Origin of the sequence: Paenibacillus chitinolyticus NBRC 15660, assembly GCF_000739915.1 — a bacterium.
Classification (GTDB): Bacteria; Bacillota; Bacilli; order Paenibacillales; family NBRC-103111; genus Paenibacillus_F; species Paenibacillus_F chitinolyticus.
In genome coordinates, this window is record NZ_BBJT01000004.1 from 31,127 (window position 1) to 45,280 (window position 14,154).

At 55.4% G+C, this 14,154-nt stretch carries 14 protein-coding genes; 5 read left to right on the forward strand and 9 right to left on the reverse strand.

Annotation, left to right across the window (positions count from 1 at the left end; genetic code table 11):
* Nucleotide 1 precedes the first annotated feature (1 nt).
* Nucleotides 2–697 carry a glycosyltransferase family 2 protein gene (locus PCH01S_RS10065; RefSeq protein WP_042228978.1) on the reverse strand — a complete coding sequence of 232 codons (696 nt, stop codon included), beginning with the start codon at nucleotides 695–697 and terminating at the stop codon, nucleotides 2–4.
* Nucleotides 698–967: 270 nt separating this feature from the next.
* Here PCH01S_RS10065 and PCH01S_RS10070 point away from each other — a divergent pair, with 270 nt between their 5' ends.
* Together PCH01S_RS10070 and PCH01S_RS10075 are read left to right on the forward strand one after the other, a co-directional pair.
* Nucleotides 968–1,504, forward strand: a complete 537-nt coding sequence (locus PCH01S_RS10070) for an LptF/LptG permease family protein (protein WP_042228979.1) — start codon at nucleotides 968–970, stop codon at nucleotides 1,502–1,504.
* A 21-nt stretch (nucleotides 1,505–1,525) separates the two neighbouring features.
* Nucleotides 1,526–3,094, forward strand: a complete 1,569-nt coding sequence (locus PCH01S_RS10075; protein WP_042228981.1) for a flotillin family protein — start codon at nucleotides 1,526–1,528, stop codon at nucleotides 3,092–3,094.
* A 200-nt stretch (nucleotides 3,095–3,294) separates the two neighbouring features.
* Here the strand turns inward: PCH01S_RS10075 and PCH01S_RS10080 are convergent, their stop codons facing one another.
* Nucleotides 3,295–4,560, reverse strand: coding sequence for an ArnT family glycosyltransferase (locus PCH01S_RS10080; RefSeq protein WP_042228983.1), 1,266 nt, complete (start codon nucleotides 4,558–4,560; stop codon nucleotides 3,295–3,297).
* A 330-nt stretch (nucleotides 4,561–4,890) separates the two neighbouring features.
* The gene (locus tag PCH01S_RS10085; RefSeq protein WP_042228984.1) at nucleotides 4,891–5,571 is read right to left on the reverse strand and encodes an HAD family hydrolase; all 681 of its coding nucleotides are present in this window, start codon (nucleotides 5,569–5,571) and stop codon (nucleotides 4,891–4,893) included.
* A 217-nt stretch (nucleotides 5,572–5,788) separates the two neighbouring features.
* Between PCH01S_RS10085 and PCH01S_RS10090 the strand changes: the two genes are divergently transcribed.
* The 3 genes from PCH01S_RS10090 to nagA are packed head-to-tail and all read left to right on the forward strand — an operon-like array spanning nucleotide 5,789 to nucleotide 8,571.
* On the forward strand, nucleotides 5,789–6,646 hold the full coding sequence (locus PCH01S_RS10090; RefSeq protein ID WP_042228985.1) for a MurR/RpiR family transcriptional regulator: 858 nt from the start codon (nucleotides 5,789–5,791) through the stop codon (nucleotides 6,644–6,646).
* 3 nt (nucleotides 6,647–6,649) lie between these two features.
* A complete protein-coding gene (gene nagB, locus PCH01S_RS10095; protein WP_042228987.1) occupies nucleotides 6,650–7,378 on the forward strand; it encodes a glucosamine-6-phosphate deaminase in 729 nt (242 codons plus the stop codon).
* The gene (nagA, locus tag PCH01S_RS10100; RefSeq protein WP_042228988.1) at nucleotides 7,375–8,571 is read left to right on the forward strand and encodes an N-acetylglucosamine-6-phosphate deacetylase; all 1,197 of its coding nucleotides are present in this window, start codon (nucleotides 7,375–7,377) and stop codon (nucleotides 8,569–8,571) included. Before nagB ends, nagA begins: the two co-directional genes overlap by 4 nt.
* 80 nt (nucleotides 8,572–8,651) lie before the next feature.
* Here nagA and PCH01S_RS10105 read toward each other — a convergent pair whose 3' ends face one another.
* The 6 genes from PCH01S_RS10105 to PCH01S_RS10130 all read right to left on the reverse strand — a co-directional run bounded on the left by PCH01S_RS10105 (nucleotide 8,652) and on the right by PCH01S_RS10130 (nucleotide 14,144).
* Nucleotides 8,652–9,788, reverse strand: a complete 1,137-nt coding sequence (locus tag PCH01S_RS10105) for an ROK family transcriptional regulator (RefSeq protein ID WP_042228990.1) — start codon at nucleotides 9,786–9,788, stop codon at nucleotides 8,652–8,654.
* Nucleotides 9,789–9,927: 139 nt separating this feature from the next.
* On the reverse strand, nucleotides 9,928–11,136 hold the full coding sequence (locus PCH01S_RS10110; protein ID WP_042228991.1) for an MFS transporter: 1,209 nt from the start codon (nucleotides 11,134–11,136) through the stop codon (nucleotides 9,928–9,930).
* A 229-nt stretch (nucleotides 11,137–11,365) separates the two neighbouring features.
* On the reverse strand, nucleotides 11,366–12,472 hold the full coding sequence (locus PCH01S_RS10115; protein WP_042228992.1) for a Gfo/Idh/MocA family protein: 1,107 nt from the start codon (nucleotides 12,470–12,472) through the stop codon (nucleotides 11,366–11,368).
* A 1-nt stretch (nucleotide 12,473) separates the two neighbouring features.
* Nucleotides 12,474–13,292 carry a sugar phosphate isomerase/epimerase family protein gene (locus PCH01S_RS10120; protein WP_042228994.1) on the reverse strand — a complete coding sequence of 273 codons (819 nt, stop codon included), beginning with the start codon at nucleotides 13,290–13,292 and terminating at the stop codon, nucleotides 12,474–12,476.
* Nucleotides 13,293–13,403: 111 nt separating this feature from the next.
* Complete coding sequence (locus tag PCH01S_RS10125) at nucleotides 13,404–13,670, reverse strand: hypothetical protein (RefSeq protein WP_042228996.1); 267 nt, start codon at nucleotides 13,668–13,670, stop codon at nucleotides 13,404–13,406.
* 144 nt (nucleotides 13,671–13,814) lie between these two features.
* The gene (locus PCH01S_RS10130) at nucleotides 13,815–14,144 is read right to left on the reverse strand and encodes a hypothetical protein (RefSeq protein ID WP_042228998.1); all 330 of its coding nucleotides are present in this window, start codon (nucleotides 14,142–14,144) and stop codon (nucleotides 13,815–13,817) included.
* Nucleotides 14,145–14,154 lie beyond the last annotated feature (10 nt).

Sequence of the window (14,154 nt, forward strand, 5' to 3'; positions counted from 1 at the left end):
CCTAGAAGCTTCTCCGGATGATCGAAAACATGGTTACCTTCAGCATGTAATACACGGAACGGACCGGATTAATGGACGAAACGCCGCCCTGCCGTTTTTTCATTTCCACGCTGATTTCTTTGATCCGGTATTTGCTGCGGGCCATAGAGACGAGAATTTCCACTTCCGGGTAATCAACCGGATAATAGGTGGCGAATTCCCTAATGATCTTGCTGTTGACGATCCGGTATCCCGACGTCGGGTCGAAGATCCGGTTCCCTGTAAGAATGCGGATCAACATGTAGAAATAGTAGATGCCGATCCGTCTGGGCAGGCTGCTTTTGTAAGAACTCTTCTCGACAAAACGGGATCCGATCACCATATCGTTGCCGGACTCGCGGATCTCCCGCACCAGCTTGTCTATGTCCCGGGCGTCGTGCTGCCCGTCCGCATCAAGCTGGATCGCATATTTATAGCCGTGTCTCGCGGCATAACGGTACCCGGTCTGCATGGCTCCGCCGATGCCGAGATTGACGGGCAGACGTACACCGTTGTAGCCCCGCTCCCGGATAATCGCCGCCGTACGGTCTTTGGAGCCGTCATCCACGATCAGATAATCGTACTCAACGTGTTCCCGCAAATGATCGACGGTCTGTTCGATGGCGTCTTCTTCATTATAAGCCGGAATAATAATGAGTACATCACTTTGTCTGGACATAACCTTCTTGCTTCCTCCTTCATTGCTTTTCAATCACCTTGTCCAGCTGTTCATTTATCTTATGCAGTCGGTTAAATTGAAATCTCTACGATTTAAAATCCCGATCATTTTGTTCAAAATCAGCTTTATTCAGTATAAAGGATATCCCTCCTGCTGGAAAGAACAACCCCTGAATCATTAACCCCGTTAATTCCGGACCGAAACCCTTCTCCGTCTCGCCCGTATAGAATCCTATATCCAATATCCAGTATTTGATAAGGGAGGGACGACATGGAATCCTGGTATTGGGGCCTTTTTATAGCCGGCATTCTTTTTGCCTTGGCTACCCTCATTTTCGGCGAAGTTCTCGGCCATCTCTCGGGTATGCTCGACTCCGCCTCCGGACACCACCTGCCATTCCTACAGCCGGCGGTTCTCGTTGGGGGAATTACAACCTTCGGAGGGGCCGGCATTCTGCTCTCCAGGTACACGGAACTCACTTCCTGGCAGAGCGGAGGGCTTTCTCTGCTGATAGCCGCCGTTTTATCCGTCTTGGTGTACCTCGTCTACGTCAAACCGATGGAAAACAGCGAAAATTCGGTTGCCTTCTCGCTGCAGGAGCTGGTCGGCAAAATCGGTGAAGTCACCGTGCCCGTGCCCGCCTCCGGTTACGGCGAAGTCATGGTGCGGACCGGCGTCGGCGTGACCAATCAGATCGCGGAAAGCTTAGACGGACGGAGCATCCCGAGCCACCTCCGTGTCGTCGTCGTGGAGGTAAAGAACAGCGTGCTGCTCGTCTCTCCGCTGGATTCCGATCCTCTCAACTAACCAAGCAAAGGAGTTTTGCCCGTGCCAAACACAGATGTACTGCTCATCCCCGGTATCATAGTCGGCGTCATCCTTATTCTCGGTATTGCCTTCTGGGCCCGTTACAAAACGGTCAGCCCCGATGAGGCGATGATCGTCACAGGCTCCTTTCTGGGGAGCAAAAACGTCAGCATCGACGATTCCGGCCGCAAAATGAAAATCGTGCGCGGCGGCGGGGCGTTTATTCTGCCGATCTTCCAGCAGGCCCAGTTCCTTTCCCTGCTCTCCCACAAGCTGGACGTCATGACACCGGAAGTGTACACCGAGCAGGGAGTGCCGGTTATGACGGACGCCGTTGCCATCATTAAAATCGGCGGTTCCGTCGAAGATGTGGCGACCGCGGCCGAACAGTTTCTCGGAAAACCGACCGAAGCGCTGAAAAGCGAAGCCCAGGAGGTTCTCGAAGGCCACCTGCGGGCTATCCTCGGCTCCATGACGGTCGAGGAAGTATACCGCAACCGGGACCGGTTTGCCCAGGAAGTTCAGGGCGTTGCGGCGCGGGACCTCAAAAAAATGGGCCTGCAGATCGTCTCCTTCACGATCAAAGACGTCCGCGACAAGCACGGTTACCTCGATGCCCTCGGGAAGCCGAGAATCGCGGCCGTTAAGCGCGATGCGGATATCGCCGAAGCGGAAGCCAACCGTGACGCCCGTATCCAGAAGGCGAAAGCCGAAGAAGAAGGGCAGAAGGCCGAGCTTCTGCGGGATACGAACATCGCCGAGGCCAGCAAGGAGAAAGAACTGAAGGTCGCGGCCTTCAAGAAAGACCAAGATATGGCCAAGGCCGAAGCCGACCAGGCTTACCACATCCAAGAAGCTCGCTCCAAGCAAAGCGTAGTAGAGGAGCAGATGCGCGTGGAACTCGTCCGGAAAGAGCGCGAGATCGACCTCGAATCCAAAGAGATTCTACGCCGCGAGAAGCAGTACGACGCCGAGGTGAAGAAGAAAGCCGACGCGGACCGGTATTCGGTCGTGCAGGCCGCCGAAGCCGAGAAGTCGCGCAAAATGCTCGAAGCGGAAGCGCTCCAGTTCCGCATCGAAGCGGAAGCCAAGGCGATGGCCGAGCAGAAGCGGCTTGACGGTCTGGCCCTTGCGGATGCCGAGCGGGCTCGCGGTACGGCCGAAGCCGACGTCATCCGGCTGCGCGGTCTGGCCGAGGCCGAAGCGAAGCAGCGGCTCGCCGAGGCGTTCGAGAAGTTCGGCGAAGCGGCCGTGCTGGACATCATCGTCAAGATGCTTCCGGAGCTGGCCGGCAAGGTCGCCGAACCGATCAAAGGCATCGACAAGCTGACCGTTGTCGATACGGGCCACGGCGAAGGAGCCGCGCGCATCAGCAACTACGTCACCTCGCTGATGGCTACCGCGCCCGAGATGCTCAAGAACGTCTCCGGAATCGACGTCGAGGGGCTTATCAAAGGCCTGACGTCGAGGAGCGCCAAGCCGGCAGCGAAGCCCGCGCCCCTGACCGCGGAGCTGGAGCCCGCACCCGCAGCCGCAGCCGCAGTTGGGGCAATCGCCGCCGCCAAGGAAGACGAAACGGACCAGGGCTGATCGTCCCCGGCCGGAATCAACCGACATGGGGGCGGAGAGCTGCCGCCCTCCCCACGTAATGAAAAAGCACTCCATGCGAGTGCTTTTTTATTTTCTTTTTCCGGCAGAAGGCGCGAACAGGAATCCCGGCATGCCCCCTCCGAAGTTCGCCGGCCTTGGCTTTTCGCTTAACAGAGCAGAGTCCTTGCGGCAGCACCGCCTCAGACGGCCTTACTTCTGTCCGTTTCCGAGCGGACATCTTTCCGGACCCCGCTTCCCGTCTTGTTACGGCCGCGGACCATCCCTGCCGCATAGGAAACCGCCTGAACCAGCAGCGCGGAAATAATCAGCATAAGAAACGGCATCATGCCGATCGTGTAACGTGCTTCCGGGATAAACATAAGCTGCGTCCCCAGCAGGATAAGAAATACGGTGATCAGGTACCGGTAGCTTTTATGGATAAAGAAGGCGATCAGGGAGCCTCCCATTCCCGCATAGACCAGAAACTTGTGAAACCTTGGAATCCAAGGCGCATACCAGGCAGGCACCGAAGAGCCGTAATCTCCTATGTACAGTTTGTTCAGAAACATCTCTTTCATTTTGCCCACCGTAAACCAGCGGATCCAGAGAGCCGGATCGGTCTGCAGCCCTTCTTTGATGCGTTTTATCGCCTCTCCCTGCTGGTTGCTGAAGTCGATTTTGCTCCAGTCCAGCGTTCCCCGGTAGTAAGGATCGGTTCCGCCCAGCAGCGGATTTCCCGCTCCTCCTTTGGAAATGAAAATAATTTCATGAAAGGTGATCGCATTGCGTATCCACCAAGGAAGCATCCCCAGCGCAAAAGCGAGGACCCCGAAGCTGATTTCTTTAAAATAAGGCTTCTTGTGCTGAAACCACAGGAAAATATAAGGAACCGGCGCCACCACCAGCGTATTCGGGCGGATCAGAACGGCCAGGGCAAGGAGCAGTCCGGCAAGGAGATGATCCCTGGTGCGGTTTTCCTGTACGATTTTGACCTGATAATAAATGAGCGCCATAAACGACGTCAGGAATATAACCTCCGTCAGGATCAACGAATTCACGACAATGAAGGTCCCGTATACGGAAGCGAAGAACGCCGCAATCAGACCGGTCGTCCGGTTGAAAAGCCTCAGCCCGATCTTGTAGATATACCAAATGGCCCCGAGCGAGATAAAAACCTGCAAAACCCGTACCACCATAAACGTGCGTTCAATATCCGTGTATCCGAATACGGCCAGAATCGCCGCCAGAAATACGGGAAATCCGGGAGTCACTAACGTGTTGGACTTGGCCTCGTTATAGCCGTAAATCCCTTTTTCAAGCATTTGTACCGCCATCGTCGTATAGTTCTTTTGATCGTATTCCACAGGCTCGTATTGTTCTCCCAGTATGTAAAATAGCCTCAGGCCGAGCGCCAAAGCCAGGATGAACACAATCAGCATTTTTTTCCACAACCGGGATGCACCCACGCTCTTCTCCCTCTCCCCAATTACCGTATTCTTCCTGTCCCTATAACGCAGGCTGGATTAAAAAGGTTTCATTTCTTAAAAATTGATAAGAAACTCCATTCAAAGCGCCGCTGCGCTTTCCGTCGTACCAGCATAACCGAGAAACGTCAACGGCCATGCTGCGTCCGGTCAATTTTACGTAAAAAATAAATACGGGAACGCGGGACGGTCTATCCTATATATACCGAAATCACTTTCGCCTAGAAACAAAAATCCCCGGCAGATGGATAAAAACTTGTCCCGCCGGGGATTTTCTTTATTCAGCTCATTCATAAAAGTCGGATCGTCTGATCAGTTTTCCACGCGTGGAAGAAGGCCGAGCAGCTCCGGAAATGCCGTAATCCGGACATCGGCTTCGTCAAGCTCACGCTCGGAACGGAAACCCGCATAATCGCAGCCGATCACCTTAAGCCCGTTGCGGTGACCCGCTTCCACATCGGAAGAGCGGTCCCCTACCATCCAGGCGCTTTGTAAGCCGTGCTGCTCCAGAAGCAGTTTGACAAGATCCACTTTGGACTTCGTTGCGTATTCGCCCGCACTGTACAACCCGGTAAAAAGAGGCGCCAGCCCCTTCATCCGGATCACTTCCCGGACATAATCCTCCAGCCCGTTGCTCGCGACGAAAAGCTGGATCCCTCGGGCATGAAGCGCCTGCAGCGTTTCCTCGACGCCATCGTAGAGCATGCCTTCTCCCCGAAGCAGCCGGTCCATCTGTTCGGCGAGCAGAAGCTCGTCCGCGCGGCTGCGAACCGCGGCCGGGACATCGGGCAGAACCCGCTCCCAAATTTCTTCGAGAAGCATGCCGAGCCCACCGAGAATACGTTCGTCAGACGGCGTAGGACCTTCATAAACCCCTTCGCGGCGAAGCGCGTCGAAAGCCGCATGATAGGCCGGCAGAAGAAGCGTTTCCGTTTTGAAGAGCGTTCCATCCAAATCAAAAAGCATCGCTTGCGGTGCAGGGGACTGATTCATAGCTGGACTCCACATCCTAAAGGTTTTCTTTTAAGGATGGCAAACCGTGCCGGGCTTGTCAACTTGTCCCGCGGAAAATTTTTCCGCTGTTCGTCCGCTTTTCACTAGGACTTCCTATTGATGTTAATGTTAAAATATTTTAGAATGAATATGAAAATGTTTTTCTTTATAAACTGCAATTCCACTAAAATTTTTTTCAAAAAAGGTGCGGAAACCTATGTCCAGCATTCTTCGGGCTATTGAAGAACGGAAGCACGGGCTGAACCGCCAGGAACAGGTTCTTGCCATTTATATTCTCGAGCATTCCAGTCAAGTGGTGCGCATGGGAATAACGGAATTGGCGGAACAGTCGAAGACGAGTCCCGCTACGATTTCCCGCTTTTGCAAAACGTTTCACTTCCAGGGATACACCGATTTCAAGTTCCAGCTCGGCGCGGAGCTCGCCACTCAACCTGCCGGCCAGTCTTATCAAGATATCGTCGCCGGGAATCCGCTGGAGGAAATCGTGTCGGCTATGGAAGCCAACCATTTGCGCTCTATTGCCGATACAACCCGTCTGCTGGACCTTAGGCAGGTTCAGTCGGCGGTCGACGCGCTTCAGAGCGCCAGGCAGATCGACCTTTACGGCGTCGCCACTTCGGGCGTCGTAGCGCTCGACTTCCACCAGAAGCTGGTGCGGATCGGGAGGTACGCGACCGCATGGTCGGATCCTCACATGCAGATCACGTCCGCTTCCAACCTTCAGCCGGGCGACGTCGCCTTCGCGGTTTCCTACTCCGGCGATACGCCTGAAACGATTCAGGCGCTGCTTTGCGCCAAGGAGCGGGGGGCCACGACGATCAGCCTGACCAAATACGGCTCCAATCCGCTGGCGGATCTTTCGGACATCAAGCTGTTCGCCTCTACCTTGGAGGAAGGCATGCGCCGCGGAGATATGGCGTCCCGGATCGCACAGCTTCATGTGATAGACATTTTGTTTACGAGCCTGGTCAGCGACCGGTTCGACGAGCATGTCACCCGTTTGGAACGGACCTACCACATGGTCCGCAAATACCGGAGCAAAGGGAGAGAGTAAACCATGATTATTCACAAGTTTGAAAATCAGCAGGAATTAAACGAGGCGGGCGCGGGGATTATTACCGCTCTTGTACAGACGAAGCCCGATGCGGTTCTCGGTCTCGCTACGGGAAGCACCCCGATCGGCATTTACGAAGAAATCGTAAAGGCTTACAACAAGGGACGCGTGAGCTTTAAAAACGTACGCACGTACAATCTGGACGAGTATGTGGGACTTCCCGACGGTCATGCCGAAAGCTACCGTACGTACATGAACGAGCATTTGTTCCGCCATATCGATGTGCAGCCGGAGCGCACCCGCATCCCGAACGGCAACGCCTCCGACCCGCAGGAGGAGTGCGCACGTTACAATCGCGAGCTGGACGAGATCAAACAAGTGGACCTGCAAATTCTCGGACTCGGCCACAACGGCCACATCGGCTTCAATGAGCCGGCGGACGAGCTCCACAGCGGCACTCATCTGGTCGAGCTCGACCACAAAACACGCGAAGCCAACGCACGCTTCTTCCCTTCCATTAATGACGTTCCGACGCATGCTCTCACGATGGGGGTAGGAACGATTCTTAAAGCCAAAACGATTCTTCTCGTTGTCCGCGGCGCCGACAAAGCGGATATCGTACACCGCGCGCTGACCGGCCCGATTACGACCCAGTGTCCGGCAAGCCTGCTGCAGACACACCCGCATCTGATCGTTCTGCTCGATTCCGAAGCAGGGAGGAATTTCGTATGAGCCGGTCCACTTCCGCGCAGGAGCGCATATTAATCGTTAACGCCCGGATTGTGACGGAAAATACGATCGTCGACAACGGCGCACTGCTCGCCGTAGACGGCCGTATCGAACGCATCTACAAGGCGCATGAACTCGCGGAGCTTGATTTGACCGGCGCCGTAGACGCCCAAGGAAGCTGGCTGCTGCCGGGCTTTATCGACGTTCACGTACACGGCGGCTACGGGGCCGATTTCATGGACGCTTCCGCGAAGTCCCTGGAAACGATCACCCGTTTCCACAGCACCAAAGGTACGACGGCGATGCTCGCCACATCCGTCACGGCCTCCCGCGAAGCGCTGGATGCGGTTATCACCTCCACAGACGCTTATATTCGCGGCGGAATGCCGTATGCCCAGTTGATCGGGGTTCATCTGGAAGGTCCGTTCATTTCTCCGAAATGGAGCGGCGCCCAGAACCCGGAATTCATCTCCCTGCCGACATCCGAGTGGCTTGAAGATTGGCAGACCCGCTTCCCCGGCCTGGTCAAAATGATGACGCTCGCGCCCGAACGGGAAGGAGCGATGGACGTCATCCAGTGGCTCAGCGATCACGGAATCGTTGCGGCCGCAGGCCATACGGATGCCGACTACGAGACGATACAGCGCGCGGTTGAACACGGCTTGAGCCATGCCGTTCATACGTTCAACGCCATGACTCCCCTGCATCACCGGAATCCCGGCACGGCCGGCGCCGTGCTGACCGATCCGCGGATTCATGCGGAAATTATCGCCGACGGCGTTCATGTGCATCCGGCCGGCGTCCAGCTGCTGACGCAGACGAAGAAGCAGCATAACCTCATCATGATCACCGATGCGATTTCCGCCGCGGGTCTGGAAGACGGCGATTACAAGCTGGGCGGACTCGATGTGATCATGAAGGACGGCATCTGCCGCCTGAAAGAAGGCGGAAGTCTCGCCGGAAGCACGCTGACCATGATCGACGCTTTCAAATTCATGGTCAACAAAATCGGAGTCAGCGTACAGCAAGCGAGCGAATACGCCAGCGGCAACCCTGCCCGCCAGATGGGCGTCGCGGACCGCATGGGCTCCATCGCACGCGGCAAACAAGCGGACTTCCTGCTCGTCAGCCCGTCGCTGGATCTCGAACGCGCCTGGGTACTCGGACGCGAACTTTCCCTCGTGACGGAAGCTTAGGCCTTCCGTCCTCAAACCAAAAAACCTCGTGCGGAACGTTACGTTCGTTCCGCACGAGGTTTTTTTTATGCGCATCGCGGTCAGCTCATGGTCCGCGACTTGAACATCCGGTGGAGGCCGATCGTAGCGGCGCCGATGGAGGCGCCGTACTCTTTCCACCGGGGCGAATGGACAGGCGTCGGCACGCTCGCCTGCTCGCGGCTTTGGATGCGCTCCGCAAGCCGCGTGAAGAACGGCTCGCTCTCGCCTATCCAGCCGCCCAGAATGAGCTGTTCGGGGCTGAGCAGCTGCAGGACGTGCCCGCAGTAGGAGGCGATCGTCTCGATGATCTCCTCCAGCTCTCCCGCGAAGGGCTCCGCTCCCTGCATTCCCAAGTCCACGAAACGGCGGACGACGAGCGGCTCTTCGTCTCTCACATCGCCGAAGGTGTCCGGGTACGTCTCCAGCAGACGTTTGGACAGATTCGCCGTGCTGAACCGGCTGAACTCGCGGATACGTCCCGCACGATCATGGCGGCCGCGGTAGATCTGGTTGTTCAGCACAAGACCCGCGCCGATTCCATAATCGATGAGGATGTAGACGATCGTCTGGAGACCTTTGGCCGTTCCGTTAAAACGTTCGGCGAAACCCGCGGCATCCAGATCGTTCACCAGATGCATCGGGATGTTGAACTCCTCGTAAAGCTTCGTTCTCAGCGGGAAGTTCTCCAGGCCCAGTACGGTCGAATTTACGACGTTCTCGCGCTTCTCGTCAATCCGCCCCGGAATCGATACGCCCATCCACCGGATGGTGGCAAGCGGCGTCTCCTGCTCCTCCAGGAAGGCGCGGATGAGCTGGGGAAGCTCGCTGCACATCGCTTCCGGCCCAAAGAGAGGCTGCGCCGGCTGCAGAGGCTGCGATGCGAGCAAATTGCCCCGCAGGTCCAGCAGAACGCAGCGGGCCGGGGCGTTGGACAGATCTACGCCAAGCACACAGCCGCCGGCGGCGTTGATGTCGAGAAGCGTCATGCGCCTGCCGACACCCGAACCGGCCGTGCCTGTCTCGCGCACAAGCCCTTCGCGGATCGCTTCTTCCATCAGGACGGAAACCGTCGTCGGGCTTAGTCTTGTTTTCCGGGCCAAATCCACTCTCGAAATCGGACCCTGCTCATAAATATTGTTCAGCAGCAGAGACTTGTTAATCTCCCGCAGCATTTGTTGATTTCCAATCTGATTCATCATCCTCTACTCCCTGCAAACCTTATTTCATCCACTATCATTGTGCCACGGGCTTCAGATTTCCCGCAATGCCGGAAGCTTCCCGTTTTCCTTACGAATCCGTGTCAGGTCCATTTCTGTTAAAATGTTTCCGGATTTGTCAAACGCCTGCAGCCGCATCCGTTCCCTGGTCAGCCGCCGACTGCCGCATTCCGCGCCAGATCAGCAGAAATCCGACCATTCCGATCAAGGATACTCCCGCTCCGATCCCGTACATTTTACCGGCTCCGAGCGTATCGTACATCCAGCCTCCCGCGAATCCCGCGAAAATTCCGGACACTCCACCCCAAGTAAGCGCAAACGCCGCTTGGCCGGACGCCCGCATACGGGCCGGAATCAAATGACCTGTCAGGTTCGTTCCGATATAATAGTAGCCTCCATATGTAATGCAGTGCAAAAGCTGAATAAAAATCAGCTGCATGGGGCTGTCCACAAGCATCATGAGCAGCCAGCGAATACTGAAAAGCAGACTCACCAAGGCGAGACAAACAAACATCGTTCTGGAGTCGCGTTTCAGATAACGGTCCAGCAAAAGAAATACCGGTGCCTCGAAAACGGAAGAAAGAAAAGCGGCCCAGCCGATCCATGTCGCAGACCCGCCCATATCCGTCAGGTAGATAGACACGAAGGTCGAATTAATGGAGTTCGGGACCGAAATCAGAACTCCCAGCAAAAGCAGCATCACAAACGGACGGTTGCCCAGAAGCTGCTTGAATCCGCCTCCCGGCAGCGCATCGCTCGCAGCAGCGGGTTTCGGCTGCGGAATGCTGAAAACGAACAAAAGCGAGATCATCAGAACACCGCTGTACAGCCACCAAAGCTGTTCTATGCCAACCGCAGTCAGCACAGGTCCCGCCGCAACGGCGGCAATCGCCCAACCGAGCGAGCCCCAGAGGCGGAACGTGCCGAACTTGTAAGGAGTATTTTCAATTGTGCTTAGAATGAGACTATTGCTCTGGGAAAAGGTCGGGCTTTGAAAGAAAAAGTACAGAAGCAGGACCAGATAAAGCCAGGAGAACGAATGCAGGTGAAAAACAGGCTGAACCACGACGAGGTTGCAAATGACCAAAATAATGAGCGTACGCCGCACATTTTGCATCCGGTCGCTCCAATAGCCCCAGAACGGATTGGCCAGAATGGAGACGAAAGGACCACCCGCCATCAGCATGCCGATCTGAAACCGGGTCAAGCCGTGTTCCAGAAACAGAAGCGGCACATAGGTGAACAGGAGTGAAAAAGCGCCGTACAAAAAAAGAATATACAGCTTAAACATCGTAAATGAGCGCCGTTCGGCGGCTCCGGTTGTCATGATGAGCAAACTCCTTTGCGATTCGGTTGCAGGTAAACAAGCATGCCTCCGCCAAGCGGAAGGAACGGCGGCAGGCAGGAAACGAGGTTCCTTTGCTGCCGCCGTATACCGAGCCTCCCTGCTTCGGCTTAGGCTGTACGGGATAACGGCATCCTGCCGAGTCTCCCGCTGCCCCGCTTCTTTGTATGCTCAGCCGGAAGAGCTGCTGTCCGGTTGGCCGATGCTTCGCTTAAGCTTTAAGCCCGTTCTCCACTTCATCCGCGGAAACCTCGCGGCCTTGGGCGTCGGAGAGGTACATGCCTTCGCTGATCAGCATGGTCTGCAGAGCGATCTCTGCCGTCGGCAGAAGCTTCACTCTCCCCTGAAGAGCTGCGATCCAGTGATGCTGGGAAGAGTCGTAAGCTTCTTCGTCGGCGCGCAGACGATGCCAGCGCAAATCGGCCGCGTCCAGATCGATCGTCGTGTCCATATCCATGTCGCATCTTGTCGAGTAATGCGTCAGCTTGTTGCCGTCCGGCCCGTTAACCGGCAGGCGCAAGCCGCCTTTGGACCCAAGAACGGAGCTTCCTTCGAACGGATTCATATGAACGGCCCACGATTCGATGATGTCCATCGTGATGCCTTTCTCGAAGCGCACCAGCCCGATCGCCAGCTCTTCCACATCGAAACCGCTGGATTCCCGGCGACCGGGGTCCATGTCCGTCTCCTGGTAGAGCTTGCCGGAGATCCGTTCGACTTTAGGTAAATCGAGCAGGTACAGCATCTGCGAGATATGGTAGACGCCCATATCGAAAAGCGCACCGCCCGCAGCCGTCTCCTTGCGCGTAAAAGCCGGAGTGCCGTAGCCGTCCACAAATGGCCGGTTCCGTCTGCGGTAGCCCGTAGAACGCGCATGGAACACGCGGCCCAGTTCGCCGCCTTCGATCAGCGCTTTGGCCGCTTTGGTCTCCTTGCGGTATAGCGTGCCGAGCTGGATGTGCAGCAGCCTGCCGAATTCGCGGGAAGCGTCTACCATCGCTCTGCCGTCCGCGTAGGTGCCCGCTATCGGTTTCTCGCAGTAAACATGCTTGCCTGCCTTCATCGCGGCAATCGAGATAGGGGCATGGAAGTTGTTGTGAAGGCAAACATCCACCGCATCCAGGTCGTCGCGCTTTAACAGCTCGTTATAGTCCGTGTAAACCTCCGGAATTCCGTACAGGTCCGCTACACGGCGCGCTTCCGCCTCATTCACGTCACAGACCGCCACGATTTCCGCGTCCGGAATTAATTTATATTGATCGAGATGAATTTTGCCGATTTGTCCAACTCCGATAATGCCGATCCGAATTGCGTTCATGTTAAACCTGTTCCTCCCCGTTGTTGTCGTCTTCGCTCATGAGCAACAGATGCTTGACCGTAGTCAGCATCCATTCGACTTCCAGATAAGGCTGTTTGTGAGCATGATGCTCAACGCCCCAGTAACCGTCGTAGCCGGCTTTTTTCAGCATGCGTATGGTTTCAACCGCATCGTCCGCTCCGGCCGTCTGAGCGTCGAAATGCGTGTGTACGGTCCACGGGGCCACGATAGCGTCCCCCTGCTCCCTGTCTTGATCCCAGCGGTGCATATGAAGCAGAAATCCGTAGGAAGGATGATTCACGGCTTCGGCTAGACGTTTCATTTCACCCGGCACGAGAGACGGGCCCATATGATTCTCGGGACCTATCGTAAATCCGTTTTCTTGCGCGATTTGACAATATTCGCGGTAGCGGCCCGCCACATAATCCAGTTCCTCGTCCGAGAAAGTGGATTGTCCGCGGCCACCCGTATCGATCCGGACCGTTTTCGCGCCCAGTAAAATGGAGGCGTCCAGGTATTCCAGCGCATTTTTGTGAAGCGCTTCCCTTTTGTCCGCATCGGGGTCCCACAGATGAGCTCCGTCAATGGCAATGTTCACGAGCGTCATTTCTTTCTCATCCATCGCCTGGCGGATTTTCTTTAAATACTCCCGGTCCGGCAGTTTAAGCAGCGGATGAGAGCGGTCCGCGAATTGTCCGTTCCATAAATCGACGGTGCTAAGCCCGTAACGGTACCGGACCGTTTCCAGGTAGCCGAATACATCCATCGTTCCGTTCAGAAAAGCCTGGTTGAAAGAAAATCCGCCTACTGATACTTTCATGAGTAAGTCCTCCTGAGAATTAATTATTCCAGCGGAAAAACTAATTAATTAAAGAAAAAAGTGAAATCATGTTCACTTTGATTTAAATGTTAAACCGTCTTTGTGACGATGTCAACCATAAAGACGGGGATTTCCCGGCGTTTTTTTTCTGCGGGGGTAGAACTCCGGTTTGCCTGAAGTTTCTTCCTCGGGCTGCGGTACCCAGGCCAGAATATGGCCGCTGCGGAAGAAGCGGAGCCCCTGCTGCGCGTAGCAATAAGCTTTGACCTTATCGCCGGCTATAGCTAGCGGCCGAATGTCGCGTTGGCTGATCGCTCCTTTCCGGTCCATATAGATAATCTCTACTTTCCTTCCCAGGTATCGCTCCAACGTTGACATAAACGGCCAGCCTCCTTTAGAGTCATCACATTTTCCGAACTAAAATAGGAACATTTGTTCTTATTATAATTCCCGGAAAGTAAAAATGCAATCGGCCTTCTTTTGCCAATCCCAAAAATCCGCAACAAAAATAACCGGACGTCCTCAGACGTGCCGGTTGCTGTAACCCTTTCGCGTATCCACAGTAATGTGGAGGACTCGGCCGTTGGCCTCATAGTCGATCTCCGGCGTTTTATGGCCGTAATACCACCACTTTTGGCGTTCTTCCCCTTCTCCTTCCTCCAGGTAAAAGAGGTTAAGCTCCTCTCTGAAATCCGCGATTTCGCGTGCCGCGTCCAGATCGACTCCGCTTATTTCAAAGCGCCAGCCTCCCGGAACTTTGGACAGATGCAGAAATCCGCCTAGTTCCTTCGTATCCAGCAGCGTCCGGCTGCCAACTGCATGCTTCACATATAAACGGTGAGCTTCACTCATAGGTATTCCC

Excerpts from the sequence above, each read along its gene's own strand:
- PCH01S_RS10065 (WP_042228978.1), bottom strand. The coding sequence starts at position 697 with ATGTCCAGACAAAGTGATGTACTCATTATTATTCCGGCTTATAATGAA.
- PCH01S_RS10070 (WP_042228979.1), top strand. The coding sequence starts at position 968 with ATGGAATCCTGGTATTGGGGCCTTTTTATAGCCGGCATTCTTTTTGCC.
- PCH01S_RS10085 (WP_042228984.1), bottom strand. The coding sequence starts at position 5,571 with ATGAATCAGTCCCCTGCACCGCAAGCGATGCTTTTTGATTTGGATGGA.
- PCH01S_RS10090 (WP_042228985.1), top strand. The coding sequence starts at position 5,789 with ATGTCCAGCATTCTTCGGGCTATTGAAGAACGGAAGCACGGGCTGAAC.
- nagB (WP_042228987.1), top strand. The coding sequence starts at position 6,650 with ATGATTATTCACAAGTTTGAAAATCAGCAGGAATTAAACGAGGCGGGC.
- nagA (WP_042228988.1), top strand. The coding sequence starts at position 7,375 with ATGAGCCGGTCCACTTCCGCGCAGGAGCGCATATTAATCGTTAACGCC.
- PCH01S_RS10105 (WP_042228990.1), bottom strand. The coding sequence starts at position 9,788 with ATGAATCAGATTGGAAATCAACAAATGCTGCGGGAGATTAACAAGTCT.
- PCH01S_RS10110 (WP_042228991.1), bottom strand. The coding sequence starts at position 11,136 with ATGACAACCGGAGCCGCCGAACGGCGCTCATTTACGATGTTTAAGCTG.
- PCH01S_RS10115 (WP_042228992.1), bottom strand. The coding sequence starts at position 12,472 with ATGAACGCAATTCGGATCGGCATTATCGGAGTTGGACAAATCGGCAAA.
- PCH01S_RS10120 (WP_042228994.1), bottom strand. The coding sequence starts at position 13,292 with ATGAAAGTATCAGTAGGCGGATTTTCTTTCAACCAGGCTTTTCTGAAC.
- PCH01S_RS10125 (WP_042228996.1), bottom strand. The coding sequence starts at position 13,670 with ATGTCAACGTTGGAGCGATACCTGGGAAGGAAAGTAGAGATTATCTAT.
- PCH01S_RS10130 (WP_042228998.1), bottom strand. The coding sequence starts at position 14,144 with ATGAGTGAAGCTCACCGTTTATATGTGAAGCATGCAGTTGGCAGCCGG.